At 67.9% G+C, this 25,780-nt stretch carries 23 protein-coding genes; 10 read left to right on the top strand and 13 right to left on the bottom strand.

The annotated features are described in order from the left end of the window. Positions 1-16: 16 nt before the first annotated feature. From EDC64_RS03650 to EDC64_RS03625, 6 genes are all read right to left on the bottom strand, one after another. Entirely contained in the window at positions 17-247 is a 231-nt protein-coding gene (locus EDC64_RS03650) for a formate dehydrogenase subunit delta (protein ID WP_132029845.1), read from the bottom strand. After that, positions 237-1,091 carry a formate dehydrogenase accessory sulfurtransferase FdhD gene (gene fdhD / locus EDC64_RS03645; protein WP_132029844.1) on the bottom strand — a complete coding sequence of 285 codons (855 nt, stop codon included), beginning with the start codon at positions 1,089-1,091 and terminating at the stop codon, positions 237-239. Before fdhD ends, EDC64_RS03650 begins: the two co-directional genes overlap by 11 nt. A gap of 158 nt (positions 1,092-1,249) precedes the next feature. After that, positions 1,250-4,087 (bottom strand): formate dehydrogenase subunit alpha, encoded by a 2,838-nt coding sequence (gene fdhF, locus EDC64_RS03640; RefSeq protein WP_132029843.1) that lies wholly within the window; start codon positions 4,085-4,087, stop codon positions 1,250-1,252. A 97-nt stretch (positions 4,088-4,184) separates the two neighbouring features. Continuing rightward, positions 4,185-5,747 (bottom strand): formate dehydrogenase beta subunit, encoded by a 1,563-nt coding sequence (locus EDC64_RS03635; protein WP_132029842.1) that lies wholly within the window; start codon positions 5,745-5,747, stop codon positions 4,185-4,187. Further along, complete coding sequence (locus EDC64_RS03630; RefSeq protein WP_132029841.1) at positions 5,744-6,220, bottom strand: formate dehydrogenase subunit gamma; 477 nt, start codon at positions 6,218-6,220, stop codon at positions 5,744-5,746. The genes EDC64_RS03635 and EDC64_RS03630 overlap by 4 nt, the downstream gene beginning before the upstream one ends. A 265-nt stretch (positions 6,221-6,485) precedes the next feature. Continuing rightward, positions 6,486-7,418, bottom strand: a complete 933-nt coding sequence (locus EDC64_RS03625) for a LysR family transcriptional regulator (protein ID WP_132029840.1) — start codon at positions 7,416-7,418, stop codon at positions 6,486-6,488. A gap of 288 nt (positions 7,419-7,706) precedes the next feature. On the opposite strand from EDC64_RS03625, the gene EDC64_RS23440 reads away from it, so the two are divergent. Next, on the top strand, positions 7,707-7,880 hold the full coding sequence (locus tag EDC64_RS23440) for a hypothetical protein (RefSeq protein ID WP_165933623.1): 174 nt from the start codon (positions 7,707-7,709) through the stop codon (positions 7,878-7,880). Between the two features lie 26 nt (positions 7,881-7,906). After that, on the top strand, positions 7,907-8,581 hold the full coding sequence (locus EDC64_RS03620) for a DUF2865 domain-containing protein (protein WP_165933622.1): 675 nt from the start codon (positions 7,907-7,909) through the stop codon (positions 8,579-8,581). A gap of 75 nt (positions 8,582-8,656) precedes the next feature. Here EDC64_RS03620 and EDC64_RS03615 read toward each other — a convergent pair whose 3' ends face one another. The 4 genes from EDC64_RS03615 to EDC64_RS03600 are packed head-to-tail and all read right to left on the bottom strand — an operon-like array spanning position 8,657 to position 11,907. After that, complete coding sequence (locus EDC64_RS03615) at positions 8,657-9,433, bottom strand: phosphoadenylyl-sulfate reductase (protein ID WP_132029838.1); 777 nt, start codon at positions 9,431-9,433, stop codon at positions 8,657-8,659. Between the two features lie 7 nt (positions 9,434-9,440). Beyond that, positions 9,441-9,935, bottom strand: coding sequence for a DUF934 domain-containing protein (locus EDC64_RS03610; RefSeq protein ID WP_132029837.1), 495 nt, complete (start codon positions 9,933-9,935; stop codon positions 9,441-9,443). Further along, a complete protein-coding gene (locus EDC64_RS03605) occupies positions 9,922-11,574 on the bottom strand; it encodes a nitrite/sulfite reductase (protein WP_132029836.1) in 1,653 nt (550 codons plus the stop codon). Before EDC64_RS03605 ends, EDC64_RS03610 begins: the two co-directional genes overlap by 14 nt. Positions 11,575-11,595: 21 nt before the next feature. Then, the gene (locus EDC64_RS03600) at positions 11,596-11,907 is read right to left on the bottom strand and encodes a DUF2849 domain-containing protein (protein ID WP_132029835.1); all 312 of its coding nucleotides are present in this window, start codon (positions 11,905-11,907) and stop codon (positions 11,596-11,598) included. Between the two features lie 297 nt (positions 11,908-12,204). Between EDC64_RS03600 and EDC64_RS03595 the strand changes: the two genes are divergently transcribed. Then, a complete protein-coding gene (locus tag EDC64_RS03595) occupies positions 12,205-12,444 on the top strand; it encodes a hypothetical protein (RefSeq protein ID WP_132029834.1) in 240 nt (79 codons plus the stop codon). A gap of 19 nt (positions 12,445-12,463) precedes the next feature. On the opposite strand, the gene EDC64_RS03590 is transcribed toward EDC64_RS03595, so the two are convergent. Next, positions 12,464-13,081, bottom strand: coding sequence for a protease inhibitor Inh/omp19 family protein (locus EDC64_RS03590; protein ID WP_132029833.1), 618 nt, complete (start codon positions 13,079-13,081; stop codon positions 12,464-12,466). A 412-nt stretch (positions 13,082-13,493) separates the two neighbouring features. Here EDC64_RS03590 and EDC64_RS03585 point away from each other — a divergent pair, with 412 nt between their 5' ends. The 7 genes from EDC64_RS03585 to EDC64_RS03555 all read left to right on the top strand — a co-directional run bounded on the left by EDC64_RS03585 (position 13,494) and on the right by EDC64_RS03555 (position 21,506). Continuing rightward, positions 13,494-14,261 carry an SDR family NAD(P)-dependent oxidoreductase gene (locus tag EDC64_RS03585; protein ID WP_132029832.1) on the top strand — a complete coding sequence of 256 codons (768 nt, stop codon included), beginning with the start codon at positions 13,494-13,496 and terminating at the stop codon, positions 14,259-14,261. 37 nt (positions 14,262-14,298) lie between these two features. After that, entirely contained in the window at positions 14,299-14,829 is a 531-nt protein-coding gene (locus tag EDC64_RS03580) for a CDP-alcohol phosphatidyltransferase family protein (protein ID WP_132029831.1), read from the top strand. Between the two features lie 49 nt (positions 14,830-14,878). Further along, positions 14,879-15,979, top strand: a complete 1,101-nt coding sequence (locus EDC64_RS03575; RefSeq protein ID WP_132029830.1) for an AI-2E family transporter — start codon at positions 14,879-14,881, stop codon at positions 15,977-15,979. Positions 15,980-15,982: 3 nt separating this feature from the next. Then, positions 15,983-16,690 (top strand): HdaA/DnaA family protein, encoded by a 708-nt coding sequence (locus EDC64_RS03570; protein WP_132029829.1) that lies wholly within the window; start codon positions 15,983-15,985, stop codon positions 16,688-16,690. 67 nt (positions 16,691-16,757) lie between these two features. Next, a complete protein-coding gene (locus tag EDC64_RS03565; RefSeq protein WP_132029828.1) occupies positions 16,758-18,941 on the top strand; it encodes an RNA degradosome polyphosphate kinase in 2,184 nt (727 codons plus the stop codon). A 34-nt stretch (positions 18,942-18,975) separates the two neighbouring features. Further along, positions 18,976-20,475, top strand: coding sequence for an exopolyphosphatase (gene ppx / locus EDC64_RS03560; protein ID WP_132029827.1), 1,500 nt, complete (start codon positions 18,976-18,978; stop codon positions 20,473-20,475). A 59-nt stretch (positions 20,476-20,534) separates the two neighbouring features. Continuing rightward, complete coding sequence (locus EDC64_RS03555; RefSeq protein ID WP_132029826.1) at positions 20,535-21,506, top strand: MBL fold metallo-hydrolase; 972 nt, start codon at positions 20,535-20,537, stop codon at positions 21,504-21,506. Between the two features lie 82 nt (positions 21,507-21,588). Here EDC64_RS03555 and rpoD read toward each other — a convergent pair whose 3' ends face one another. Together rpoD and dnaG are read right to left on the bottom strand one after the other, a co-directional pair. Further along, on the bottom strand, positions 21,589-23,592 hold the full coding sequence (rpoD, locus tag EDC64_RS03550) for an RNA polymerase sigma factor RpoD (protein WP_132029825.1): 2,004 nt from the start codon (positions 23,590-23,592) through the stop codon (positions 21,589-21,591). A gap of 261 nt (positions 23,593-23,853) precedes the next feature. Next, positions 23,854-25,758, bottom strand: coding sequence for a DNA primase (gene dnaG / locus EDC64_RS03545; protein ID WP_132030008.1), 1,905 nt, complete (start codon positions 25,756-25,758; stop codon positions 23,854-23,856). Positions 25,759-25,780 lie beyond the last annotated feature (22 nt).

Below are 25,780 nucleotides of genomic sequence, written 5' to 3'. Positions count from 1 at the left end.
GCGGGCGAGCGGGTCGTCAGGCCGCCTTGACCGGTGCCAGGCCTTCGAGCGCTTCCCTCGCGATCGGCGAGAGCCCCTCGCCGCCCGCGGCGATATGCTCGGCGATCTTGGTGCGCATCCGCGGATCCCAGAACTTCTCGATATGCTCGCGCGTGCCGGCGATCGCCGCCGCATGGGGCTGGCTGGCGAAGAAGGTGGCGATCTGGTTCGCCATATAGACCAGGCGATCGGTGGTGCTATGCGACATGGGTCTGCTTTTGCGCTGGGCCCGGCGCGATGCGGGCGGGATGGGTGAAGACTTCGAAGCCGTCGGGGCGGACGATGGCGGCGAGGGTGACGCCTGCGGCGTCGGCGGTGCGGATCGCGAGCGAGGTCGGCGCCGAGACGGCGGCGATCACCCCGACGCCGAGCACCGCCGCCTTTTGCACCATCTCGATCGACACCCGGCTGGTCAGCAGGAGCAGGCCGCGCGCCGGCTGCGCCTGCAAGGCCGCCACCTTGCCCACCAGCTTGTCGAGCGCGTTGTGGCGGCCGACATCCTCGCACACCGCGAGGAGCCCGCGGCCGGGCTCGAAATAGCCGGCGGCATGGACCGCGCGGGTCGCGTGGTTCAGCGTTTGGGCGGGTCCGAGCAGCGCCATGGCGGCGAGCAGCGCCTCCGGCGTGAAGATGGCGTCGGCGGCGACGTGCGCGGCGGGACGGATCGCCTCGGCGAGGCTTTCCACGCCGCACAGGCCGCAGCCGGTCGGGCCGGCGAGGTGGCGGCGGCGGGCCGAGAGCCGGGCCATCCGGTCCTCCGCGATCCACATGCGCGCCTCGATTCCGTCCTCGACCGCGATCACGTCGAGACTGATGAGGTCGGCCGGGGAGGCGACGATGCCCTCGGTGAGGGAGAAGCCGAGCGCGAAATCGGCGATGTCGCGCGGGCTCGCCATCATCACCGCCTGGGTGGTGCCGTTATAGGTGAGCGCGACCGGCGTCTCCTCCGGCACCGCCCGCTCGCCCGTGGTCATTGCGTTTTCGCGCCATGCGGCGCGGACGACGCGCCGCACCGGGTCGGGGAAATCGGGGATGAAGGGGCTGTCAGACATCAGGGGCACCGCGCGAGGCCGATGCGGTCAAGGTCGTGCCGAATGGGGGGGAGTTCAAGCGGTCCCGCGCCAAAGGACCACGCCGCCCGCCCTCTCCCGCCTGCGGGGGAGGGCGGCTGTTGCGCGGGCGGGCGCGGGCGAACACCACCTTCGTCCGCTCACTCCGCCGCTTCGGCGATGCGGCGGCTTTCGCGCGAGAGCTTCTCGTATTCCTCCTGCCACGCGCTCGGCCCGTTGGACGGGGCCACCTGCACCGCCGTGACCTTGTATTCCGGGCAGTTCGTGGCCCAGTCCGAGAATTCGGTCGTGACCACGTTCGCCTGCGTCACCGGGTGGTGGAAGGTGGTGTAGACGACGCCGGGCGAGACCCGCTCGCTGATCACCGCGCGCAGCGAGGTCGAGCCGGCGCGGCTTTCCAGCCGCACGAAGTCGCCGTCGCGAATGCCGCGATTCTCCGCATCGTGCGGGTGGATCTCCAGCACGTCCTCGGCATGCCAGGCGACATTGGCGGTGCGGCGGGTCTGGGCGCCGACATTGTACTGGGAGAGGATCCGGCCGGTGGTGAGGAGCAGCGGGAAGCGCGGCCCGGTGCGCTCGTCGGTCGGCACATATTCGGTCAGGATGAACTTGCCCTTGCCGCGCACGAAGCCGCCGATATGCATGATCGGCGTGCCTTCCGGCGCCTTCTCGTTGCACGGCCACTGCACCGAGCCCATCTCGTCCAGCTTGGTGTAGGACACCCCGGTGAAGGTGGGGGTGAGGCGGGCGATCTCGTCCATGATCTCGCTCGGATGGGCATAGTCCATCTTGTAGCCGAGCGCCTCGGCCAGCATCATCGTGACTTCCCAGTCGGCATAGCCGTTCTTCGGCGCCATCACCTTGCGCACGCGCTGGATGCGGCGCTCGGCATTGGTGAAGGTGCCGTCCTTTTCAAGGAAGGAGCAGCCGGGCAGGAAGACGTGGGCGTAATTGGCGGTCTCGTTCAGGAACAGGTCCTGCACCACCAGGCATTCCAGCGCGCCGAGCCCGGCCGAGACATGCTTGGTGTCGGGGTCGGACTGGAGGATGTCCTCGCCCTGCACATACATGCCCTTGAAGGTGCCATCGACCGCCGCATCGAACATGTTGGGGATGCGCAGGCCCGGCTCGTCGTCCAGCGTCACGCCCCACAGCGCCTCGAAAGAGGCGCGGGTCGCCGCGTCGGAGATGTGCCTGTATCCGGGCAGTTCGTGCGGGAACGAGCCCATGTCGCACGAGCCCTGCACGTTGTTCTGGCCGCGCAGCGGGTTCACGCCGACGCCCCGGCGGCCGACATTGCCGGTCGCCATGGCGAGGTTGGCGATGGCCATGACCGTGGTGGAGCCCTGCGAATGCTCGGTGACGCCGAGGCCGTAATAGATCGCGCCGTTGCCGCCGGTCGCATAGAGCCGCGCGGCGCCGCGCACCAAAGCCGGATCGACGCCGGTATATTTCTGCACCGCCTCGGGGCTGTGGCGCGCATCCGAGACGAAGGCCGCCCAGTCCTGGAACTCGGCCCAGTCGCAGCGCTCGCGCACGAACTGCTCGTTCACGAGGCCCTCGGTCACGATGACGTGGGCCAGGGCGGTGACGATCGCGACATTGGTGCCGGGACGCAACGGCAGGTGATAGTCCGCCGCGACGTGCGGGGTTCGCACCAGATCGATCTTGCGCGGATCGACCACGATCAGCTTCGCGCCTTCGCGCAGCCGCTTCTTCATGCGCGAGCCGAACACCGGGTGGCCGTCGGTCGGATTGGCGCCGATCACCAGGATGACGTCGCTGTCCTCGACCGAATCGAAATCCTGGGTGCCCGCCGAGGTGCCGTAGGTCTGGGACAGGCCGTAGCCGGTCGGCGAGTGGCAGACGCGGGCGCAGGTGTCGACATTGTTGTTGCCGAAGGCGCCGCGGATCAGCTTCTGGACGAGATAGGTCTCCTCGTTGGTGCAGCGCGAGGAGGTGATGCCGCCGACCGAGCGGCGGCCGTATGTGGCCTGGATGCGCTTGAACTCGGAAGCGGCGTAAGTGATCGCTTCCTCGTAGCTCACTTCCTTCCACGGCTCGTGGATGGAGGCGCGGATCATCGGCTTCAGGATGCGGTCCTTGTGGGTGGCATAGCCATAGGCGAAGCGGCCCTTCACGCAGCTATGGCCGCGATTGGCCTTGCCGTCCTTGTAGGGAACCATGCGCACCAGCTCGTCGCCGCGCATCTCCGCCTTGAAGGTGCAGCCGACCCCGCAATAGGCGCAGGTCGTCACCAGCGAATGCTCGGGCGTGCCGATGTCGAACATCGCCTTCTCGTTGAGCGTCGCGGTCGGGCAGGCCTGGACGCAGGCGCCGCAGGAGACGCATTCGGAGGACAGGAAGCTCTCGTCCATGCCCGGCGAGACCCGCGAGCCGAAGCCGCGGCCGGAAATCGTCAGCGCGAACGTCCCCTGGACCTCCTCGCAGGCCCGCACGCAGCGGTTGCAGACGATGCATTTCGACTTTTCATAGGTGAAATAGGGGTTGGACTCGTCCTTCCCCATCTTGATGTGGTTTTCGCCCTCATAGCCGTAGCGCACCTCGCGCAGGCCGACGACGCCGGCCATGTCCTGAAGCTCGCAATCGCCATTGGCGGAGCAGGTCAGGCAGTCCAGCGGGTGGTCGGAGATATACAGCTCCATCACCCCCTTGCGGATCTGCTTCAGCCGCTCGGTCTGGGTCTTCACCACCATGCCGTCCATGACCGGCGTGGTGCAGGAGGCGGGCGTGCCGGCCCGGCCCTCGATCTCCACCAGGCACAAGCGGCAGGAGCCGAAGGCCTCCAGCATGTCGGTGGCGCAGAGCTTGGGGATCTGGTTCCCCGCCTCCATCGCCGCGCGCATGATCGAGGTGCCTTCCGGGACCTTGATGGTCATGCCGTCGATGACGACGGAAACCAGCTTTTCGCTCTTGGAGACGGGCGTGCCGTAATCGATTTCGTGGATGAGGGACATGGGCGTTCTCCTCAGAAACGGCGAAGGCGCGCGGGGCGCGCGGAATGGGTGTTCGGCCCCCTCGGGGGTGCGCAGCGGGCGCGGCGGTTCATCGGCCTTATTCCGCCGCAGCCGGAAGCTTCGGCGCGACGCCGAAATCTTCCGGGAAATGGGTGAGTGCGCTCATGACGGGATAGGGCGTGAAGCCGCCCAGGGCGCAGAGCGAGCCGAGCTTCATGGTCTGGCAAAGGTCGGTGAGGATGGCGAGATTGGCTTCGCGCCGCTCCCCGGCGATGATCTTGTCGAGCGTCTCCTTGCCGCGGGTCGAGCCGATGCGGCAGGGGGTGCACTTGCCGCAGCTCTCGTGCGAGCAGAATTCCATGGCGAAGCGCGCCATCTGCGCCATGTCCACGGTGTCGTCGAACACCGTGATGCCGCCATGGCCGATCAAAGCGTCCTTGGCCGCGAAGGCCTCGTAATCGAACGGGGTGTCGAACTGGTGCACCGGCAGATAGGCGCCGAGCGGCCCGCCCGCCTGCACCGCGCGCACCGGGCGGCCCGAGGCGGTGCCGCCGCCGATCTCGTTCACCAATTCGCCGAGCGAAATGCCGAAGGCGGTCTCGAACAGGCCGCCATATTTGATGTTGCCGGCCAACTGGATCGGCATCGTGCCGCGCGAGCGGCCCATGCCGAAATCCTTGTAGAAGGCGCCGCCCTTTTCCAGGATCACCGGGACGGTGGCGAGCGAGATCAGATTGTTGATCACGGTCGGCCGGCCGAACAGGCCCTTGAAGGCGGGGAGCGGGGGCTTGGCGCGCACGATGCCGCGCTTGCCTTCGAGGCTGTCGAGCAGCGCAGTCTCCTCGCCGCACACATAGGCGCCGGCGCCCATCCGCATCTCGATGTCGAAGGCATAGCCCGAGCCGGCGACGTTCGGGCCGAGCAGCCCGGCGCGCCGCGCGATCGCGATCGCCTTCTCCATCACGATGAGCGAGAGCGGATATTCCGAGCGGCAATAGACGAAGCCCTTGGTCGCCCCCACCGCGATGCCCGCAATGGTCATGCCCTCGATCAGGCAGAACGGATCCGCCTCCATGATCATGCGGTCGGCGAAGGTGCCGCTGTCGCCCTCGTCGGCATTGCAGACGATGTATTTCTGGTCGGCCGGCGCGCCCGCGACGGTGCGCCATTTGATGCCGGTCGGAAAGCCCGCGCCGCCGCGCCCGCGCAGCCCGCTCTGGAACACCTCCTCGACGATCGCCGCCGGTCCGATCTCGACGGCCTTGGCGAGGCCCTTATAGCCGTCATGCGCGGTGTAATCGTCGAGCGAGAGCGGATCGATGATACCGCAGCGCGCGAAGGTGAGGCGGGTCTGCTTCTTCAGATAGGGGATTTCCTCGACCAGGCCGACGCACAAGGGATGCGCCTGGCCGTCGAGGAGGCCGGCGGCGAGCAGGCCGTCAATGTCGGCGGGCGTCACCGGGCCATAGCCGACACGGCCGGCCGGGGTCTCGACCTCCAGCAGCGGCTCCAGCCAGAACAGGCCGCGCGAGCCGTTGCGGACGATGTCGATCTGGACCCCGCGCGCGGCGAGCGCGTCGGCGAGGGTCCGCGCCACCCGGTCGGCGCCGCAGGCGATTGCGGTCGCGTCGTTCGGGACGAAGATGCGGGCGGTGCTCATCGGTTGGCCTCCGCGGCGAGTTCGTCGATGGCGGTCCGGTCGAGCCGGCCGACCAGCCGGCCGTCGACCAGGCCCGAGGGGGCGCAGGCGCACAGGCCGAGGCAATAAATCGGCTCCAGGGTCACGCGGCCGTCCGGCGAGGTCTCACCCATCTCGATTCCGAGCTTCTGCTCGGCATAAGCGGCAAGGGCGGTCGCGCCCATCGCCTGGCAGGCCTCCGCGGCACACAGCTTGATCACGTGGCGGCCCGGCGGCTCGCGCCGGAAGTCGTGATAGAAGGTGACGACCCCGTGCACTTCGGCACGCGACAGATTGAGGCTTTCGGCGATCATCGGCACCACCGGCTCCGGGACGAAGCCGAACGCCTCTTGGATCGCGTGCAGGATCGGCATGGTCGCGCCCGCCATGTCGCGATGCGACGCGATGATCTGCGCGGCGCGGTCCGCGCTCCAGGGCTCATAGCCAACCGACATGTTTCGTTTCCTGGCAGGCGGCGTGACGCCGCGCTTTTTGTGATCGTTACAAGGAGTGTGGCATACAAAGAGCCGGGATCAAGCGACCTGTCGGATGTTGCGATAGAACATCTCTATCAATCGGCGTCGCTCCGCGCAGGGGGAGGCCCGTCGCACGGCACCTGTCTGGGGGCATTGTGCGAACGTTTCAAAATTCGCGCGGGCCGGTGATCGGCATTCTCTATCTGCCGCGAGGGCAGGTCCTGTTCCTTCCGCCGCATCGCCCTCAGGAGGTGAGCACCGCCAGAGCGGGATCCTTGTCCGTCAGTCCTTCCAGACGCGGCGCGATGCGGCGGGCTTCGGAGACGAGCGCGGCGGTGATCGGGGTGGTCGGCTCGCGGTGCGGCACGACGAGGCCGATGAGATGGGTGATCTCCGGCGCGACGATCGGGATCGAGCGGACGATCGCGGTGAGCCCCAGCGAATCCGCCAGCATGGCCGGCATCACGCTCGCCCAATGGCCGGTTCGGACATGGGTGAACAGAACGATCATGGAATTGGATTCGAGCGTCGGCTTGGGCGGCCCGCCGGCGGCGGAGAGCAGACCGTCGATGATGCGGCGGTTCTGCATGTCGGGCGTCAGGAGGCAGAGCGGCAGTTCGGCGATCTCCGCCCAGGTCACTTCTGCGCGATCGCCATATTTCGAATTGGGCGAGGTCACCAGCCGATAGCGCTCGCGATAGAGCGGCACCGTGTTCACGCGGCCGAGCGGCTCGTTGTCGAGATAGGTGAGGCCGGCGTCGATCTCCAGGTTTTCCAGATGGTTGAGGATCTCGATCGAGGTCCGCGAAATGATTGTGAAGCGCACGTCGGGATGGCGCGCCCGGAACGGCGTCGTGAGCGCCGCCACCATGGGCAGCGCGGTCGGGATCGCCGCGATGCGCAACGGCCCGGCGAGCCCGCGCTTCAGCGCGTCGATGTCCTGCCGCATGGCGCGGGAATCCGACACGATGCGGCGCGCCCATTCCAGGGTCCGCTCGCCCTCGGGGGTGAAGCCGATGAAGCGCGATCCGCGCTGCACCAGAAGCACCCCGAGCGTATCCTCCAACTGCTTGATTCCGGCCGACAAAGTTGGCTGCGTCACGCCGCAGGCTTCGCCCGCCCGGCCGAAATGCCGCTCGCGGGACAGGGCGATGAGATATTCCAGCTTGTCGATCATGGCGCCGTCACCCTGCCTCTGAGCGAATGAGGGAAGGCGATGTCCCTTTTGGGGACGTCGGTCCCGCCGACCGGATCGCGCCCTCCGGCGCGCCCCCCGCGCGGCGCGCCAGATTGCCCGAATTGCCGGAGCTTTCAAGCACATGCTTTTCCCGCCGCGGATCGGCCGCGGCGCGGGCGGCGCCGTGGCGCCGCCGGGAACCAGGGGGCGGGAAACAGAGTTAGCAGAACGTCCCGGAAGCCGATCGGCGCCTTATGGCGCTGGGTCCGGAAAGAGCTGGAGGGTCCTATGGCACTCGCGCGCGGGTTCGTCGTCATTTCGCTTCTGGCGGTCCTCACTTCGGCGTCGGCGTCCCTGCTCGCCGCATCCGATGCGCCGCCGCGGCAGGAGCAGCAAAAAGAGCAACGCTATTACGGCCCGAGCAAATTCGCGGCCCTGGCGTTCTCGTCCTTCACCGTCTGATCGGGGTTGACCCGGGGAGTGGCCGCATGCGCACCGCAATCGCGATCAGAGGCCTGTTTGCGGCCGTGAGCGTGGCGACGCTGGGCGCCGTCCCGGCGGCCGCGCAGACTCCGGCGGATTTCTTCGCCGCGCTGTTTGGCGGGCTCGTGCGCCAGGCGCCCCCTCAGGTTGCCGCCCTCCCCAGCGTCGCGGTCCCGGTGGAGCCGCAGGAGAGTGCACGCCCGAGCCGGCGCGTCGCCTATTGCGTACGGATGTGCGACGGCCGCTATTTTCCGCTCAGCGACGCGACCCCCGGCGCGGCCGAAGCCCAGTGCGCGGCCTTTTGCCCGAAAGCGCCGAGCGAGGTGTTCCGCGGATCCGGGGCCTCGATCGAGGGTGCCTATAGCGATGCCGGCCTAGCCTATGGCGACATTCCCAATGCCTATGTCTACCGCACCAGGCTCGATCAGGCCTGCACTTGCACCGGCAACGGCCCGCTGGGCGTCGCCGCGATCCCGATCAAGCAGGACGAGACGCTGCGCACCGGCGACCTCGTCATGACCGCGGACGGCGCACGCGTGTTCCAGCCGAAGTCGGGGGCCGTGCCCCACGACGACACCGCTTTCGTCCTGCCGGAAGACGCCAAGCGCCTGTCGCGCGATATGAAGCAGCGGATCGAGGATCTGCAGATCGCGGCGCGCCCCGGGCGCCCCGGCGGCTGATCCCCGGACCGCCGCATTCGGCGGGGGGCCGGTCTTTCCCGCGGTCGCGTCCGGGAGGTCGTCGGGTTCGGCCGGTCAGGATGGCGCGGATGTCTCCGGCGGCTGCGGATCGGACGGCGGCGCGCCATCGACGGCCCGGACATGGATTCCGCATTCGGTCTTCGCCCGGCCGCGCCAGCGGCCGGCACGCGGGTCTTCGCCGGTTGTGACGCGGCTGGTGCAGGGCATGCAGCCGACAGAGGGGAAGCCGAAGCGCTGGAGCGGATGCGCCGGCAGCCGGTGCGCCTTCATCCAGCCGGCGATCTCGGCCGGGCCGAGGGCGGCGAGCGGATTGAATTTCAGACGATGTCCGTCGGCTTCCACCACCGGAATACGGGTCCGCGTCGCCGCCTGATAGCGCTTGCGCCCGTTGATCCAGGCGGCGAAGGGCGTCAGGGCGCCGGCCAGCGGCGCCACCTTGCGCAGGCGGCAGCAGGCATCGGGATCCTGCGCCCACAGGGCCGCCTCGGGATCGCCGATGGAGAGATCGGCCGCGTCCGGCGTGATGGTGCGGACATCCCGCAGACCCAGACGATCCACCAGCGTGTCGCGATAGGCCAAAGTCTCGGCGAAGAGATGGCCGGTATCGAGAAAGATCACCGGGATGGCGGCGTCGACGAGCGCCATCATGTGCAGCATGACGGCCGATTCCACGCCGAAGGACGAGACCGCGGCGATCCGCCCGCGCTCGGTTTCGGCGGCGACGGAGAGAATTTCGAGCGGGCTCGCCGCATGCAGCCGCGCATCGAGGGCGGCGGCGATGCGGGGAAGATCGCTTTCGGCGGGGGGCCGCCCGGCGTGCTGGAAGCCCATCGCGCCCTCAGGCGCCCCGCGCCGCGCGGCGGGCATCGCCGATCGTCCGGCGGCCGTCGCCGGTCGGCTGGTAGACCAGGGAATAGGCGGCGAGGGCGTGGGTGAAGCCGGGAATGTCGTCCGCTTTCGCCACCTCGAAGGCGTCGAAGCCGCAGCGGACCATCAACAGAACCTGGTCGCGCAGGACATTTCCCGCCGCGCGCAATTCCCCGGAAAACCCGAACCGCTCGCGCAGCAGCCGGGCCTGGCTATAGGCCCGCCCGTCGCGGAATTTGGGGAAGTCGAGCACGATCACCGCGAGCTGGCCGATGAACGGCGCAAGGAGGGCGACATCCGCGGCATTCGGCACGAGGACGCCGAGCGGCGCATTGCGTCCCTCCGGCAGGCCGTCCGCCAGCAGGCGGGCGAGCGGCACCAGCGCCGGCCCCTCGGGCAAGGCCGCGTCGTCCGCCACGCGGGCGAAGGGATCCGGGACGACGGCGCCCTGCTTAACCAGCGGCATAGGCCCGCTCCTTGAATGGCTCGACGCCGAGCCGCTGCACCACGGCGATGAAGCTTTCCGCCGGGCCCGCGCGCAAAGCGAGATAGGTGTCGACGATCCGCTCCACCACCTCCACGACTTCGTCCTCGCCGACCGCCGGGCCGAGCAGCTCGCCGAGGCGGGCCTTGTGGTTCGCCTTGCCGCCGAGGGTGATCTGATAGAATTCCTGGTCCTTCTTCTCGACGCCGAGAATGCCGATATGCCCGACATGGTGGTGGCCGCAGGCATTGATGCAGCCGGAAATGTTGATGTGCATCCGGCCGATATCGGCGATGCGTGCAGGATCCGCGAAGCGCTCGGACAGGCGCTGGGCGAGCGGGATCGAGCGGGTATTGGCCAGCGCGCAATAATCGAGGCCGGGGCAGGCGATGATGTCGGAGATCAGGCCGACATTCGGCGTTGCGAGGCCGAGCGCGTCGAGTTCGCGCCACAGCTCCGGCAGGTCCTTCTGGCGCACATGCGGGAAGGTCAGGTTCTGCTCGTGCGCGACGCGGATTTCGCCATAAGCGAAGCGGTCCGCGAGGTCGGCGATGGCGTCCATCTGGTCCGCCGTCGCATCGCCCGGCGGCTTGCCGACCGGCTTCAGCGACAGCGTCACGATGGCATGGCCCGGGGCCTTGTGGACCGCGACCGCGTTGGCGTGCCAGCGCGCGAAGGCCGGATCCGCGAGCGCGTCCGTCAGGTCCGCCGGCCGGTCGGCGAGCGGCGCGAAATCGGGCGTTTGAAAGCGGTCGGCGATGGCGGCGAAGGCCGCGTCGTCGAGCCGCAGCGCGCCGTCGCGGATCTCAGCCCATTCGGCCTCGACGCGGCGGGAGAATTCCTCGGTGCCGACCTCGTGCACCTGGATCTTGATGCGCGCCTTATAGATATTATCGCGCCGTCCGCCGGAATTGTAGACCCGCAGGATCGCCTCCAGATAGGAGAGCAGGTCCGCCTTGGGCAGGAAATCGCGGATCGTCTTGCCGATGAAGGGCGTGCGCCCGAGCCCGCCGCCGACGATCACCTCGAAGCCGGTCTCGCCGTCGCGCCGGTGCAGGCGCAGGCCGATATCGTGGACGCGGATCGCCGCGCGGTCGTGCTTGGCGGCGGTGATGGCGATCTTGAACTTGCGCGGCAGGAACGTGAATTCCGGGTGCAGCGTCGACCATTGCCGGATGATTTCCGCATAGAGGCGCGGATCTTCGATCTCCTCGGGCGTCGCCCCGGCCCATTGGTCGGTGGTGGTGTTGCGGATGCAATTGCCGGAGGTCTGGATGCCGTGGAGGCCGGCCGCGGCGAGATCGGCCATGGCATCGGGCAGTTCGTCGAGCCGGATCCAGTTGAACTGGATGTTCTGGCGGGTGGTGAAATGGCCGTAGCCGCGGTCGTAGCGCCGCGCGACATGGCCGAGGGCGCGCATCTGGTCCGAGGACAGGGTCCCGTAGGGGATGCAGATTCGCAGCATATAAGCGTGGAGCTGGAGATAGACGCCGTTCATCAGCCGCAGCGGCTTGAATTCTTCCTCGGTCAACGCGCCCGACAGGCGGCGGGCCACCTGATCGCGAAAGTCCGCGACCCGGTCGGCGAGGAAGGCGCGGTCGAATTCGTCATGGACATACATGATGGGGGTCCGCTCCGGCGCTCAGGCGCGCGCTTCGAAGGCGATCGTGGGTCCGCCGACGCGGATCCGCTCGCGCAGATTGACCGGGGCCGCCCGCCCGTTGACCACGACGACCCGCGCCGGATAGGCGCCGACGGCGTGGATTTCGTCGCCGTTCGCGACCGAGAGAAGCGTCATTGCGACGTCCGACGTGGTGGCGATCGCCGCGTCCGCTATATCGGTCGACCAGCCGTGCGACGGCGTCAGCCACACCACGACCCCGTCCGAAAGCCGGTTCGCCGTGATCGCGGTGGGCCCGGTAATCTTGAGCTTCTGTTGCAGCGGCGAGGTCATGGGCGATCGACTCTATATCACAGATATGAAATGTATGATTTCTCAGTGCGTCTTTGGAAAGAGTAGAATATACCGAACAAATGTGCAAATCGGAAATATCACAATAAAAATATGTTTAATCTAAGTGCCGCTTGTCGAACCCGCGGGGGTGTGGCCGATTCATCCCCCTGTCCGCGCCAAAAAGGGCACCGCCGTCTGCGCCCCCTGAATGATAATACATAAAAATAATGTTATATTGACAAATTCCAGGATATGAGAGTTTTATTTGCCCGCACGACTGCATCTGTGGATAGGCGAATGTCCCACGCACCCGATTTCCCGCTTCGGCGGCGCACCGCGCCGCAGGCGCGCCGTGGCACCCGCCCGACCATCCGGCCGGTCGGGGCGGGGGAGGGACGTGCGCGGCACTCCTGGCGCGATTGGGGGCTGTTTGCGATCGCTTATGGCGCGATCGTCTGCGCCATTCTGTTCGCGGGGCCGCAGGAGACGGGCGGCCCGGCCGCGCGCGGCCTGCCCACGGTGCAGGCGCAGCGCTGACGCGTCGCGATGAGACGGCTCAGCGGGCGAGCGCGATCTGCTGGTTGCTGTCGGCGATGACGCCGACATAGCGGTTCGGTCCGGCCGGGGCGAGCCGCGCCGTGACCTTCCCGACATGGTTCTGGAGCACGAGATCCGGCCCCAGAATGTCCCACGCTTTGGTCATGAAGATTTCGCTGGGGCAGGAAATGTCCGCTTGGGCCGAGAGGCCGCTCGCCCCGCGGGTCGTGGACAGGGTGACGGGGCAGGACCGGGCCCCATTGTCCCAGGAGAAGGTCCAGGCCCCGGAAAGCTGTTCCTGCGTGTTGGTGGCCGCATAGGCCGTGCCGCCGGGATTGACCGGCGGGGGCGTCAGGGGAACGCTGGCGGTGCTCGCCGCGGCCGACGGCGTGACCGCCGCACGCGCAGTGGCCGCCGTGGCGCCGGACGGCGGCGCCGGAGCCGGTGGAGTGGCGGCCGGGACGGGCGGGCCGGCGGACGGGATCGGGCCGCTTTCGACCGATGCGGTCGGCGCGTTCAGCACGCTCGCCACCTCCGCCGGAGAGGTCTTGGTGCCGAAGCCGCCGAGATCGGTGCTGCAGCCCGCGAGGCAGAGCGCGGTGCCGATCGTCGCGGGAAGCGCGGCAAAGCGCGTCATCGTCCCCGCGGCCACGCGCGGTCTGTCGGAGGATCGGCGGCTCCGGCCGTCCGAGCGATGAAGGCCACCCTCCGGGCCGGTGGAAAAGCGCGCCAAACAGAACCTCATTTCTCGTCTCCGGACGCCGTCGCGCCGCGTTCCGGCCACTCGCGATTCGAACCTGTGTCCGATCCTCGCGCCAAAGCCTTAACGCCTCCTCGCCACGCGCCGCAAATGCCCCCGCAGGAGACTGTGAGCCGGAACACCTTCATCCCGAACATGGCAGGAGGATGACCCGGCAGTCGCGCACGCCCCTTATCCCTAACGCACGGTTGCGCCGGAGATGAGGCGGCGCGCTTCTGACTTTACCGGGCTTCGCAGGCGCCCCGCTATGCTTTATTCCGGTTCCGCTCATGCCCGGAGAGGTGCCCCGATGTATCAGATGCTGGACCCCGCGACCCTTACCGTCGTCGTTACCGGCGGCACCTCCGGCATCGGCGCCGCGACCGTGCGCCGCTTCGCATCGGCGGGCAGCCGGGTCGTCGCCGCCGGCCGCCGCGCCGACCGGCTGCAGGCGCTCGCGGAGGAATTTCCCGGCCGCGTCCACCCGCTCGACCTCGATGTGCGCGATTGGGCGGCCACCCAGGCCGCCTTCGCCGAACTGCCCGCGCCGTTCGCGGACTATAATGTGGTGTTCGCCAATGCCGGGCTCGCCCTTGGGCTGGAGCCGGCCCACGAGGTCGCCATGGACGATTGGCAGACCATGGTGGACACCAATGTGAAGGGCCTGCTCCACACCGTCCGCGCGGCCCTGCCGGCGATGATCGCCCGCAAGCAGGGCCACATGGTGCTGACCGGCTCGATCGCCGGCGACTATCCCTATCCGGGCGGCAATACCTATGGCGGCACCAAGGCCTTCGTGAAACAATTCTCGCTCGGCCTCTGGGCCGACATCGTCGGGTCGGGGGTCCGCGTCACCAATATCGAGCCCGGTCTGACCGAGACCGAGTTTTCGGTCGTCCGATTCAAGGGCGACGCGGAGCGGGCCGGCAAGCTCTATGACGGCGTCGCGCCGATGACCGGGGAGGACATCGCCGAACAGGTGTTCTTCGCCTGCACGCTGCCCCGCCACGTCAATATCAACCGGATCCAGGCGATGGCGAGTCACCAGGGCTTCGGGCCGCTGGTGGTCAAGCGCTGATGGCGCGCCGCGGCCGGGGCGACGGGCGGGGGGCGGGGTGAGCCTGCCGAACCTCATCACGCTCGGCCGGATTCTTCTGGTCCCGGTGGTGGTCTGGGCGATCGCCTCGGGGGAGATCCAGCTCGCCTTCTGGCTGTTTCTCGCGGCCGGGGTGTCGGATGCGCTCGACGGCTTTCTCGCCAAGCGCTTCGGCATGCAGACCGAGCTCGGCGCCTATCTCGACCCTCTGGCCGACAAGGCGCTGCTGATCTCGATCTATGTCAGCCTCTCGGTGGTGGGGCTGATCCCGCGTTGGGTGGCGATCGCGGTGGTGACGCGGGACGTGATGATCATCGGCGCGGTTCTGCTCTCGGTTCTGCTCGCGCGCCCCGTCCATATCCGGCCCCTGGTCGTCTCCAAGGTGAACACGCTCGCCCAGATCGCGTTCGCGGCCCTCGTTCTGGCGAGTGCCGGCTTCGGTATTCCCCTGCACCTCGGCTTCGAACTGGGCCTTGTCGCCGTCGGGATCTTGACGGCCCTTTCCGCCGCTGCCTATCTCGCGGATTGGATGCGCCACATGGCCGATTGAGGTGCGGGGCCGCCACCGGCGCGGGGGCTCCGCTGTTGGGGAAGGCGCGATGCCGTTTCGGCTTCAGGTGCGGTTCTGGATCGGTGCCCTGGTCGTAGCGATCGGCGTGCTCTGGCTGCTGCGCGGCATCCTTCTGCCCTTCGTCGCCGGCATCGCGCTCGCCTATTTCCTCAACCCCATCGTCACGCGCCTCGCCCGGGTCGGCGTCGGGCGCACCCCGTCCTCGCTGCTGATCGTGGGCATGTTCATCATGCTCATCGTGCTGTTCCTGCTGGTGGTGCTGCCGCTCCTGTCGAGCCAGCTGTTCGAGTTCATCCAGAACATGCCGAGCTACGTGACGCGGCTCCAGGGTCTCGTCACCGAGGAGAACCGGGAATGGATCAACCATTTCTTCGGCGACCGCCTGCCCGACATCCAGCGCTCGCTGTCCGATGTCATGTCGCAGGGCGTGACCTATCTCCTCGGCCTCCTGACCTCGCTCTGGTCGGGCGGCCAGGCGGTCCTGTCGGTGTTCGCCCTCATGGTGGTGACCCCGGTCGTGGTGTTCTACGTCCTGTGCGACTGGACCCACATGCTCGACACCGTCGACAGCTGGATCCCGGTGCACCAGCGTCCGGTGGTGCGCCGCCTCGGCGCCGAGATGGATCTGGCGGTCGCCGGCTTCATCCGCGGCCAGGCGCTGGTCTGCCTGATCCTCGGCACCTTCTATGCCGTCGCCTTGACGATGGCGGGGCTGAATTTCGGCCTTTTGATCGGCATCGTATCGGGGTTGATAACCTTTATTCCCTACGTCGGTTCGCTCACCGGCCTGGTCCTCGCCATGGGCGTCGCCGTCGTCCAATTCTTCCCCGACTGGACCATGATCGGCGTTGTGCTCGGCATCTTCGTCACCGGGCAAACCATTGAAGGCTATGTTCTCTCGCCGAAGCTCGTGGGCGACAGCATCGGCGTCCACCCGGTCTGGCTGATGTTCTCCCTGTTCGCCTTCGGCTATCTGTTCGGCTTTGTCGGCCTGCTCCTCGCCGTCCCCCTGACCGCCGCCGCCGGGGTGCTGGTCCGCTTCGGCTTCAGCCAATATTTCCATAGTCCGCTTTATACCGGCGCGGAATTGCCGGAGGACGAGGACGTGAAGCTGGTGGAGCACCGCTGATCCATGCCCGGGCGCGAGGGCTCTCCCGCTCAGCTGCCGCTCGATCTGACGGCCAGCCCGGCTTTGCGCCGCGAGGATTTCCTGGTGGCGCCGAGCAATGCGGCGGCGGCGGCGCTGATCGACCGGTTTCCCGACTGGCCCGCGCCGGTGGTCTGCCTCACCGGGCCGGCCGGCAGCGGCAAGAGCCACCTCGCCGCCGCCTTCGCCCTCAAAGCCGGCGGGCGCATCGTGCGCGCCGCCGCGCTGCGGGCGGAGGAGGTGCCCGGCGCGCTGGAGACCGGGGCGCTGGCGATCGAGGACCTGACCGCCGGCGCATTCGACGAGGCGGCGCTGTTTCACGTCCTCAACCTCGCCCAGGAAATGCGCGGCCACGTCCTGATCACGGCGCGGCGCGCGCCGTCCGGCTTCGCCCTCGCCACGCCGGATCTCGCCTCGCGGCTGCGGGCCGTGCCCAAGGTCGAGATCGCGCCGGCCGACGACGCTCTGCTCGCGGCCGTGCTGGTGAAGCTGTTCGCCGACCGGCAGATCATCGTCGACGAGGGGGTGGTTCACTATCTCCTGGCGCGCATGGAGCGCTCGGTCGCGGGGGCCGAGGCCTTGGTTCAGGCGATCGACCGCGCCTCGCTCGCTGCCCGCCGGCCGGTGACGCGGGCCTTCGCCGCCGAGGTTCTGCGCACCGCCCAGCAGGACGTGCCGGACGAAGAGGAGTAGTCGCGCAACTGTCATAGAGTGGTCATGCTGGGTCGCCATGGTCCGGCGGAAATTCGGGGGATGAGCCATGAGCGCGACCGACACAGCAGCCGTGTCCATTGTCGACGACCTGCCGGAAGCACCTGTCAACGAAGAGGATTTGTCTGCCTCGCCGCATCGCTTCATCAATCGCGAAATCTCCTGGCTGCACTTCAACCGCCGGGTGCTGGAGGAAGCCTCCAACCAGAATCATCCCCTCCTCGAGCAGCTCCGCTTCCTTTCGATCTCGGCCAACAATCTCGACGAGTTCTTCATGGTCCGAGTCGCCGGGCTGAAGGAGCAGATCCGCGAGGGCGTCACCGCGGCGAGCCCGGAAGGCCTCACCCCGTCCGAGCAGCTCACCTCGATCATGACCGCCGCGAGCGGGCTGATCTTCGACCAGCAGGCCCGCTGGCGCGAATTGCGCCGCGATCTCGCCGCCATCGGCATCACCCTCATCGATGCGCCGGACGTGAGGGTGGAGGACCTGAAGGTGCTGGAGACGCACTTCCTGCACCATGTGTTTCCGGTTCTGACCCCGCTCGCGATCGACCCGGCCCATCCCTTTCCCTTCATCCCCAATCTCGGCTTCTCCCTGGCGCTCCAATTGGTGCGCCAGAGCGATGGGCGCGGCATGAACGCGCTGATCCGGATTCCGGCGAAGGTGGATCGCTTCATCCGGCTTCCCGACGTCGACGGCATGCGCTTCATCACCCTGGAGCAGATGGTGGGCCTGTTCGTCGCCCGTCTGTTCCCCGGTTACGCGGTGAAGGGCAGCGGCGTGTTCCGCGTGGTGCGCGACAGCGACCTCGAAATCGAGGAAGAGGCCGAGGATCTGGTGCGCCTGTTCGAGACGGCGCTGAAACAGCGCCGCTACGGCTCGGTGATCCGCATGGAAGCGGATTCCGGGATGCCCGACGAATTGCGCAACTTCGTCGCGCGCGAACTGGACGTGAAGGATGACGAGATTTTCGTCGTCGACGGCGTTCTCGCGCTGAACGAGTTTTCCCAGCTGGTCTCGGTGGATCGGCCGGATCTGAAATTCCCGCCCTACAATGCGCGATTTCCCGAGCGCATCCGGGAGCATGGCGGCGACTGCTTTCTCGCCATCCGCGAGAAGGACATCCTCGTCCATCACCCTTATGAATCCTTTGATGTGGTGGTTCAGTTTCTCCGTCAGGCTGCTCGCGATCCTAATGTCGTCGCCATCAAGCAGACCCTCTACCGCACCTCCTCCGACAGCCCTATCGTGAAGGCGCTCGCCGAGGCGGCCGAGGCGGGCAAGTCGGTGACGGCGCTCGTGGAACTGAAGGCGCGCTTCGACGAAGAAGCCAATATCCGCTGGGCGCGCGATCTGGAGCGCGCCGGCGTTCAGGTCGTGTTCGGCTTCATCGACCTGAAGACCCACGGCAAGCTGTCCATGGTGGTGCGCCGCGAGGGCGGGGCGCTCGCCAGCTATTGCCACGTCGGGACGGGCAATTATCACCCGATCACGGCGCGCATCTATACCGACCTGTCGTTCTTCACCGCCGACCCGGTGATCGCCCAGGACGTGGCGCGGATCTTCAATTTCATCACCGGCTACGCCACCCCCGGCGAGCTCGACGCGATGGCGGTCTCGCCGACCACGCTGAAGCCGCGCATCCTCGAAAACATCCGGGAGGAGATCGCGCATGCCCAAGCCGGCCGGCCGGCTGCGATCTGGCTGAAGTGCAATTCGCTGGTCGATCCGATGGTGATCGATGCGCTGTACGCGGCGAGCCGCGCCGGCGTGAAGGTGGAGTGCATCGTGCGCGGCATCTGCTGCCTGCGCCCCGGCATTGCCGGCTTGTCGGAAAACATCCAGGTCAAATCGATCGTCGGGCGCTTTCTCGAACACAGCCGAATCTTCTGCTTCGGCGCCGGGCACGGCCTGCCGCACCCGAAAGCGACCGTCTACATCTCCTCGGCCGACCTGATGACGCGGAATCTCGACCGCCGGGTCGAGACACTTTGCCCCATCACCAACCCCACGGTGCATGAGCAGGTGCTGGATCAGATCATGGTCGCCAACATTATCGACAACGAACAGAGCTGGCGGGTGTTGCCGGATGGCTCCTCCGCACGCATAGTCCCGGCGCCCGGCGAGGAGCCCTTCAACGCTCACCGCTATTTCATGACCAATCCGAGTTTGTCGGGACGTGGAAAGTCTCTCAAAGATTCTTCGCCGCGCAGTCTCCTTCTCCGCCGGTGATCCGCGCGGCTGGGGTCCGCACCTCACCGATCAGATGACCGTGGCCGCGCCGATCGCCGTCATCGACATCGGGTCCAATTCCGTGCGCCTCGTGGTCTACGAGGCGCTCTCGCGCGCGCCCACGCCGATCTTCAACGAGAAGGCGTTGTGCGGGCTCGGCCGCGAGGTGGTCTCCACCGGCCGGCTGGCCGAGGATGCGATCGAGAAGGCGCTGTCGGCGCTGCGCCGGTTTCGCGGCCTGTGCGACGCGATGCAGGTCGAGACGCTGCACGCGCTCGCCACCGCCGCCGCGCGCGACGCCAAGAACGGGCCGGCCTTCATCGCCGAATGCGAGGCGATCTGCCGGACCAAGATCGAAATCCTGACCGGCAAACGCGAGGCCGAACTCGCGGCCCTCGGGGTGATTTCCGGCATCCACGATCCGGACGGGATCGCCGGGGATCTCGGGGGCGGCTCGCTCGAACTGGTCGACGTGACCGGGACATCGGTTGCCGGGGAGGGCATCACCCTCCCGCTCGGCAGCCTGGCGCTCCAGGACCGCTCGGCGAAATCCATGCGCAAGGCCGAGCGGATCGTGCGCGATGCGATGGAGGATGCGGCGGTTTTGCCCAACCTCGCAGGCCGCACCTTCTATGCCGTCGGCGGCACATGGCGCGCCCTCGCCCGGCTGCACATGTTCCAGAAGGATTATCCGCTGCACGTGATGCACGGCTACACCATCCCGGCCAAGGAGGCGCTCGCCTTCGCCCGGTCGGTGCATCGCGGCGAGGTCGAGGCGCTGGGCAATATCGAGGCGGTGTCGATGGCCCGCCGGCCGCTTCTGTCCTATGGCGCCCTGGTGCTGGAGAATCTGGTGCGGATCGGCCGTCCTGCCCAGGTGATGATCTCCGCCCTCGGGGTGCGGGAAGGCCTGCTCTACAGCCGGCTCGATCCGCCGCAGCGCGCCGAGGATCCGCTTCTGCTGGCGGCCCAGGAATTCAACCTGCTGCGCTCGCGCGCGCCCCTCCACCAGGAGGAAATGGTCGCCTGGACCGATCATTTCTTCGCCTCCTCCCCGGCGCTCGAGGAGAGCGCCGAGGAGCGGCGGATCCGTCATGCCGCCTGCCTTCTGGCGGATGTGAGCTGGCGCGCGCATCCCGATTATCGCGGCGAGCAGAGCCTCAACGTCATCGCCCACGCCGCCTTTGCGGGGGTCGACCATCCGAGCCGCGTCGCGGTGGCGCTGCCGGTCTATTTCCGCCATATCGGCCTCACCCCGGAACAGCCGCCGCCGCGCCTGCTCGAACTCGTGACGCCGGCTGCGCTGGACCGCGCCCGCATTCTCGGCGCCGCCATGCGGGTGGCCTATCCGCTCTCGGCCGCGATGCCCGGCATCCTGCCGTCCTCGCGGATGGAGGTACGCGGGGACACCGTGGTGCTCACCGTTCCCCGGGCCTTGTCGGATATGGTCAACGAGCGCCTTCAGAGCCGTCTGCGGGCGCTTTGCCGGCTGATCGGCCGCGAGCCGGTGGTGGAGGTGGAGGGGCGGGGGTAAGGTCGGGTCGAAGCTTGGGGCCGCATTTGCCCTGCGGCCGTTTCCAGGAGACGAGCGCCATGTTCCTGCCGCATGTTCCTTCCCCGCCGGAGGCCGGGTCCCGTCCGACCCTCGTCTCGCGCCGCCGTGTTCTGGGCGGGGCGGCAGCGGTCTGCGCCACCGCGCTTCTGCCCTGGCGCGGGGCGCGGGCGCAGCCTCTTGCGGCCGGTCCCGTCACGGTCGGGCGGATCAAGGTCACGCCTTTGTTCGACGGCTTCTATCCGCTTCCCCTCGACGTGGTGCCGGACGCGGTCTCACCCGCCGGGACGGCGCTGCTGGAGAAGGCCGGCATCCCGCCCGCCGGCCCGATTCCGACCCCGGTCAATGCCTTCGCCATCGAACGGGACGGCCGGTTCGCGCTGATCGATGCCGGGACCGGCCCGGCCGGCGGTGCCGCGCTCGGGAAAGTGTCCGGCGCGCTCGCCGCGGCCGGATTGGATCCGGCGCGGGTGGAGGTGCTGATCCTGACCCATCTGCATGTCGACCATGCCAGCGGGGCGATCGGCGCGGACGGCAAGGCGCTGTTCCCGAACGCGGAGCTGATTCTCCAGCACAGCGAGATCGAATTCTGGCTCGACGATGCCATCCGCGCGCGCGCCCCGCAGGGCATGGACGGCTTCTTCGCCGCCGCCCGCGCGGTGCTCGCGGCTTACCCGCGCCGCGTGCGCGCGATCGAAGGGGAGCAGGCGCTCTGGCCCGGCCTGTCCGCTTTGCCGCTGCCGGGCCACACGCCGGGGCATTCCGGCGTGATGATCGCCGATGGCGGGGACGCCCTGCTGATGTGGGCCGACACGATGCATGTCGGCGCATTGCAGTTCCCCCATCCGGACTGGACGGTGCTGTTCGACGTCAACCGCATCCAGGCCGCCGATACGCGCGCCCGCCTGCTCGACCGCCTCGCCGTGGACGGAACGGTCGTGATGGGGTCCCATCTCGCGGATCGCGGGCGGATCGTGCGCGAGGGCGCGGGCTACGCGATGATGCCGGTCTGACGCTCGCGTGCTGAAAAAAAAAGGCCGCATCCGCGTTTGTGCGGATGCGGCCTTCGGAACCGGCGCCGAATTTCGCCGACGCTCAATTGTCCAGGAAGCTCCTGAGCTTCCGGCTGCGCGAGGGGTGCTTCAGCTTGCGCAGCGCCTTCGCCTCGATCTGGCGGATGCGTTCGCGGGTCACGCTGAATTGCTGGCCCACCTCTTCCAGCGTGTGATCGGTGTTCATGCCGATGCCGAAGCGCATGCGCAGCACGCGCTCCTCGCGCGGGGTGAGCGAGGCGAGCACCCGGGTCGTGGTCTCGCGCAGATTGGACTGGATCGCGGCGTCGATCGGCAGGACCGCATTCTTGTCCTCGATGAAATCGCCGAGATGGCTGTCCTCCTCGTCGCCGATCGGCGTTTCGAGCGAGATCGGCTCCTTGGCGATCTTCAGGACCTTGCGGACCTTCTCCAGCGGCATGCCGAGCTTCTCGGCCAGCTCTTCCGGGGTCGGCTCGCGGCCGATCTCGTGCAGCATCTGGCGCGAGGTGCGCACGATCTTGTTGATCGTCTCGATCATGTGCACCGGAATGCGGATCGTGCGCGCCTGGTCGGCGATCGAGCGGGTGATGGCCTGCCGGATCCACCAGGTCGCATAGGTCGAGAATTTGTAGCCGCGCCGGTACTCGAACTTGTCGACCGCTTTCATCAGGCCGATATTGCCCTCCTGGATCAGATCCAGGAATTGCAGGCCGCGGTTCGTGTACTTCTTGGCGATCGAGATGACGAGGCGCAGATTGGCCTCGACCATTTCCTTCTTCGCCTGGCGGGCTTCCTTCTCGCCCTTCTGCACCATCTGGACGATCTTGCGGAATTCGAGGATTTCGAGCCCCGTCTCCGTGGCGAGTGCGTGGATCTCGCCGCGCAGGTCCTTGATCGTGTCCTTCTCGGAGGCGACGAAGCCCTTCCACCCCCGCGAGCCGAGCTTCGAGACCCGCAGCACCCATTTCGGGTCGAGTTCGTAGCCCTGATACTGGCGCAGGAAGTCGTCGCGGGTGACGCCGTAGCTGTCGGCGAGGCGCAGCAGGCGGCCTTCGAGGCCGACGAGCCGCTTGTTGATCTCGTAGAGCTGCTCCACCAGAGCGTCGATGCGCGCCTGGTTCAGAGACAGCGACTTCATGTCGAGGACCAGGTCCTCCTTCAGCTTCTTCGCCTTGCGCTCCTGCGCCGGCGAGAGCGTCTCGTTCTTCAGCTTGGATTCGACATTCTGGTCCTGGAGCCGGCGAAGCTTCTTATAGCTGTCGGCGACCCGATCGAAGGTTTCCAGCACCTTCGGCTTGATCTCGGTCTCCATGGCGGCGAGCGACAGGGAATTCTCCATGTCGTCCTCGTCGCCGTCGGGCGAGGCGCCGTCGCCGAGCAGGCCGTCTTCGCCGGCTTCCGGCGCGAGGGCGGTCTCGCCGTCCTCGACCGCCGGGGGCGGGTTCTTGCCCTCGGGGCCGGCATAGGTCGCTTCGAGATCGATGATGTCGCGCAAAAGCACGCGCCCCTCGACCAGTTCGTCGCGCCAGATGATGATCGCCTGGAAGGTGAGGGGGCTTTCGCACAGGCCCGCGATCATCGCCTCGCGGCCGGCCTCGATCCGCTTGGCGATGGCGATTTCGCCTTCGCGCGACAGCAGTTCCACGGTTCCCATCTCGCGCAGATACATGCGGACGGGATCGTCGGTGCGCTCGGCCGGCTCTGACTTGGTTTCCGAGCGCGCGACCGCGCGCGGGGCCGCCTCGGTGAGTTCACCGCTCTCGGGCTCTTCCGGCTCGTCCGGGGTCTCGCCCTCCTCGGCGGGCTCTTCCTCGGTCGCCTCTTCCGCCTCGACGACGTTGATGCCCATGTCGTTCAGCATCGCGAGGGTGTCCTCGATCTGCTCGGAGGTCACCTCCTCGGACGGCATCACCTCGTTGAGCTGCTCGTAAGTCACATAGCCGCGGCGCTTGGCGTTCTTGATCATTTTCCGGACGGCCGCGTCCGAGAGGTCGAGCAACGGGCCGTCGGGGGCCTCGGTCTCCTTCTCGGGCGCTTCGGTCGTCTCGGTGGCCTGCTTCGCCATGGACATCTCCTGACTTCTCGCCGCCTGCCAACGGCGAAACGGCGACGCGACCGCACGGTCCGCCGCCCATCTTCTACCTGCAAGAATCGTCCCCAGGGACGATTCGACCCTTCACAAATCGCCGAAACGGCGATTCAATCCCGTGCGAATCGGCCGGAGACGATCCGCATGGACCGTCCTAGGACGATCCCGTTAAATCGGCCTGAACCGGCCCGCGCGGTCGCGATCCGATTGCGCCTGCCGCCTGTCCGGGGATGCGCGTCACAGACTGCGCGCCGAGGAACGACCGGACGCCGCGCCAAACCCTTCGACCAGAGCCTCGGTCCCCTCGATGGCGGACAGGCGCTCCCGCACGTCCCGCAACCACGCGAAATTCGCCTCGCTCGGATCATCGCCCATATGGCGCTCGGCTTCCCTGAGTTCTCTAGATAGCGTGTAAGCCTTGAGATGCAAGGCCGCGCGCTGTCGCCACCAGAGCCGGACGTCTTGCGCGTTGGTGTCTGGGTAAGCTGGCCAGTCCATTCTCGGATTTGCGAGCACGGCGACGCGGCGGCGGATGTCCTCCACGGCTTCCGGCAGGACGACCGCTTCAGCCCCGACCTCTCCGCCGATTTCGCCATCGAGATGGGCCTCCACCAAGGTCCGGCACAGGCCCGCCGCCTCGGCATTCTCGAACGGCAAAGCGGCGATCTCCTCGCCGCTCTCTTCGAGCAGCCACGGGTGATTTATCAGGCAGAACAACAGAAGTGCCTCGTTCCGCGGCAGGCTGGAAGCGCTGCCGCGTACCGCGGACGAGCGGCCGATATCGCCGCCGCGCGGGGCGAGGGGCGGCGGCGGTGCCGGGCCGCGCCCGCGTCCCTGCGGCCGGCGCGCGGCCGACCAGGCGCCGGAGGCGGCCGGGGCCAGCAGGCGCTTGAAGCGCTCGGCGAGGTCCTGGCGATAGTGCCGCCGGACGCTCTCGTCGCCGATCATGGCGACGATGTCGGCGATGCGCGCTTCGAGCGCCGCGCGGCGTTCCGGGGTTTCGAGGCTCGCGCCCTCGGTCTCGCGCACCCACAGCATCGCCGCGAGCGGCTCGGTGCGGGCGAGCACGGCCTCCATCGCCTCGCGGCCGGAGCGGCGAATCAGATCGTCGGGATCCTGGCCGTCCGGCAAGGTGCCGAAGGCGAGGCTCTTGCCGGGCTTCAGATGGGGCAAAGCGACGTCGATGGCGCGGAAGGCGGCGCGGCGCCCGGCCTTGTCGCCGTCGAACAGCAGGACCGGCTCGTCCGCCATGCGCCAGAGGAGCTGCAACTGGTCCTCGGTCAAGGCGGTGCCGAGCGGGGCGACTGCCCCCTCGAAGCCCGCGCCCGCCATGGCGATCACGTCCATATAGCCTTCGACCGCGATCAGCCGGGCGCCCGAATGCACCGCGGCGCGGGCGGAAAAGCCGTTATAGAGCAGGCCGCCTTTGTGAAAGAGCGGGGTCTCTGGAGAGTTCAGATATTTGGCTTGCGCGTCCTTTTCGAGTGCGCGGCCGCCGAACCCGACGACCCGCCCCTTCAAGTCCGTGATCGGGAACATCACGCGGTCGCGAAAGCGGTCATAGGGGACGGGGATGTCGTCGCCCGCGACCAGGAGGCCCGCTTCGACCATGTCGGCGACGCCGACCCCGGCTTTGCCCAGAGCTTCCTTCAGGCCGAAGCGTTCGGCCGCGGCATAACCGATGCGGAACCGCGTCTGCGCGGGCGCGCCGAGGCCGCGATCCGAGAGATAGCCTCGGGCCTTCGCCCCCGCACGGGCCTGGAGGCCCGCCTCGAAATGCGCGGCGGCGAGATCGAGCACGTCGTGCAGAGTGCGCCGGCGCGCTTCGCGGACACGCGCCTCCGGCGTCACCTCCGGCAGCGGCAGGCCCGCCATGGCGGCGAGACGCTCCACCGCCTCGCCGAACGGCAGGCCCTCGGTCTCCATCAGGAAATCGAAGACGTCGCCGTGCTTGCCGGACGAGAAGCAGTGATAGAAGCCCTTCTGGTCATTGACGAAGAAAGACGGGGTCTTTTCCGGATTGAAGGGCGAGAGGCCGGCGAACTCCCGCCCCTGCTTGCGCAGCTTCACCCGCCGCCCGACCACGTCCGATACCGGCAGGCGGGCGCGGATCTCGTCGAGGAAGGAAGGCGGAAAGCGCATCCGGGGCACACTCGCTGGCGTC

This window comes from Aquabacter spiritensis (assembly GCF_004346185.1).
Taxonomy (GTDB): domain Bacteria; phylum Pseudomonadota; class Alphaproteobacteria; order Rhizobiales; family Xanthobacteraceae; genus Aquabacter; species Aquabacter spiritensis.
Note: the sequence above shows the minus strand (reverse complement) of the source record. Positions and strands in the feature narration are given on the sequence as shown.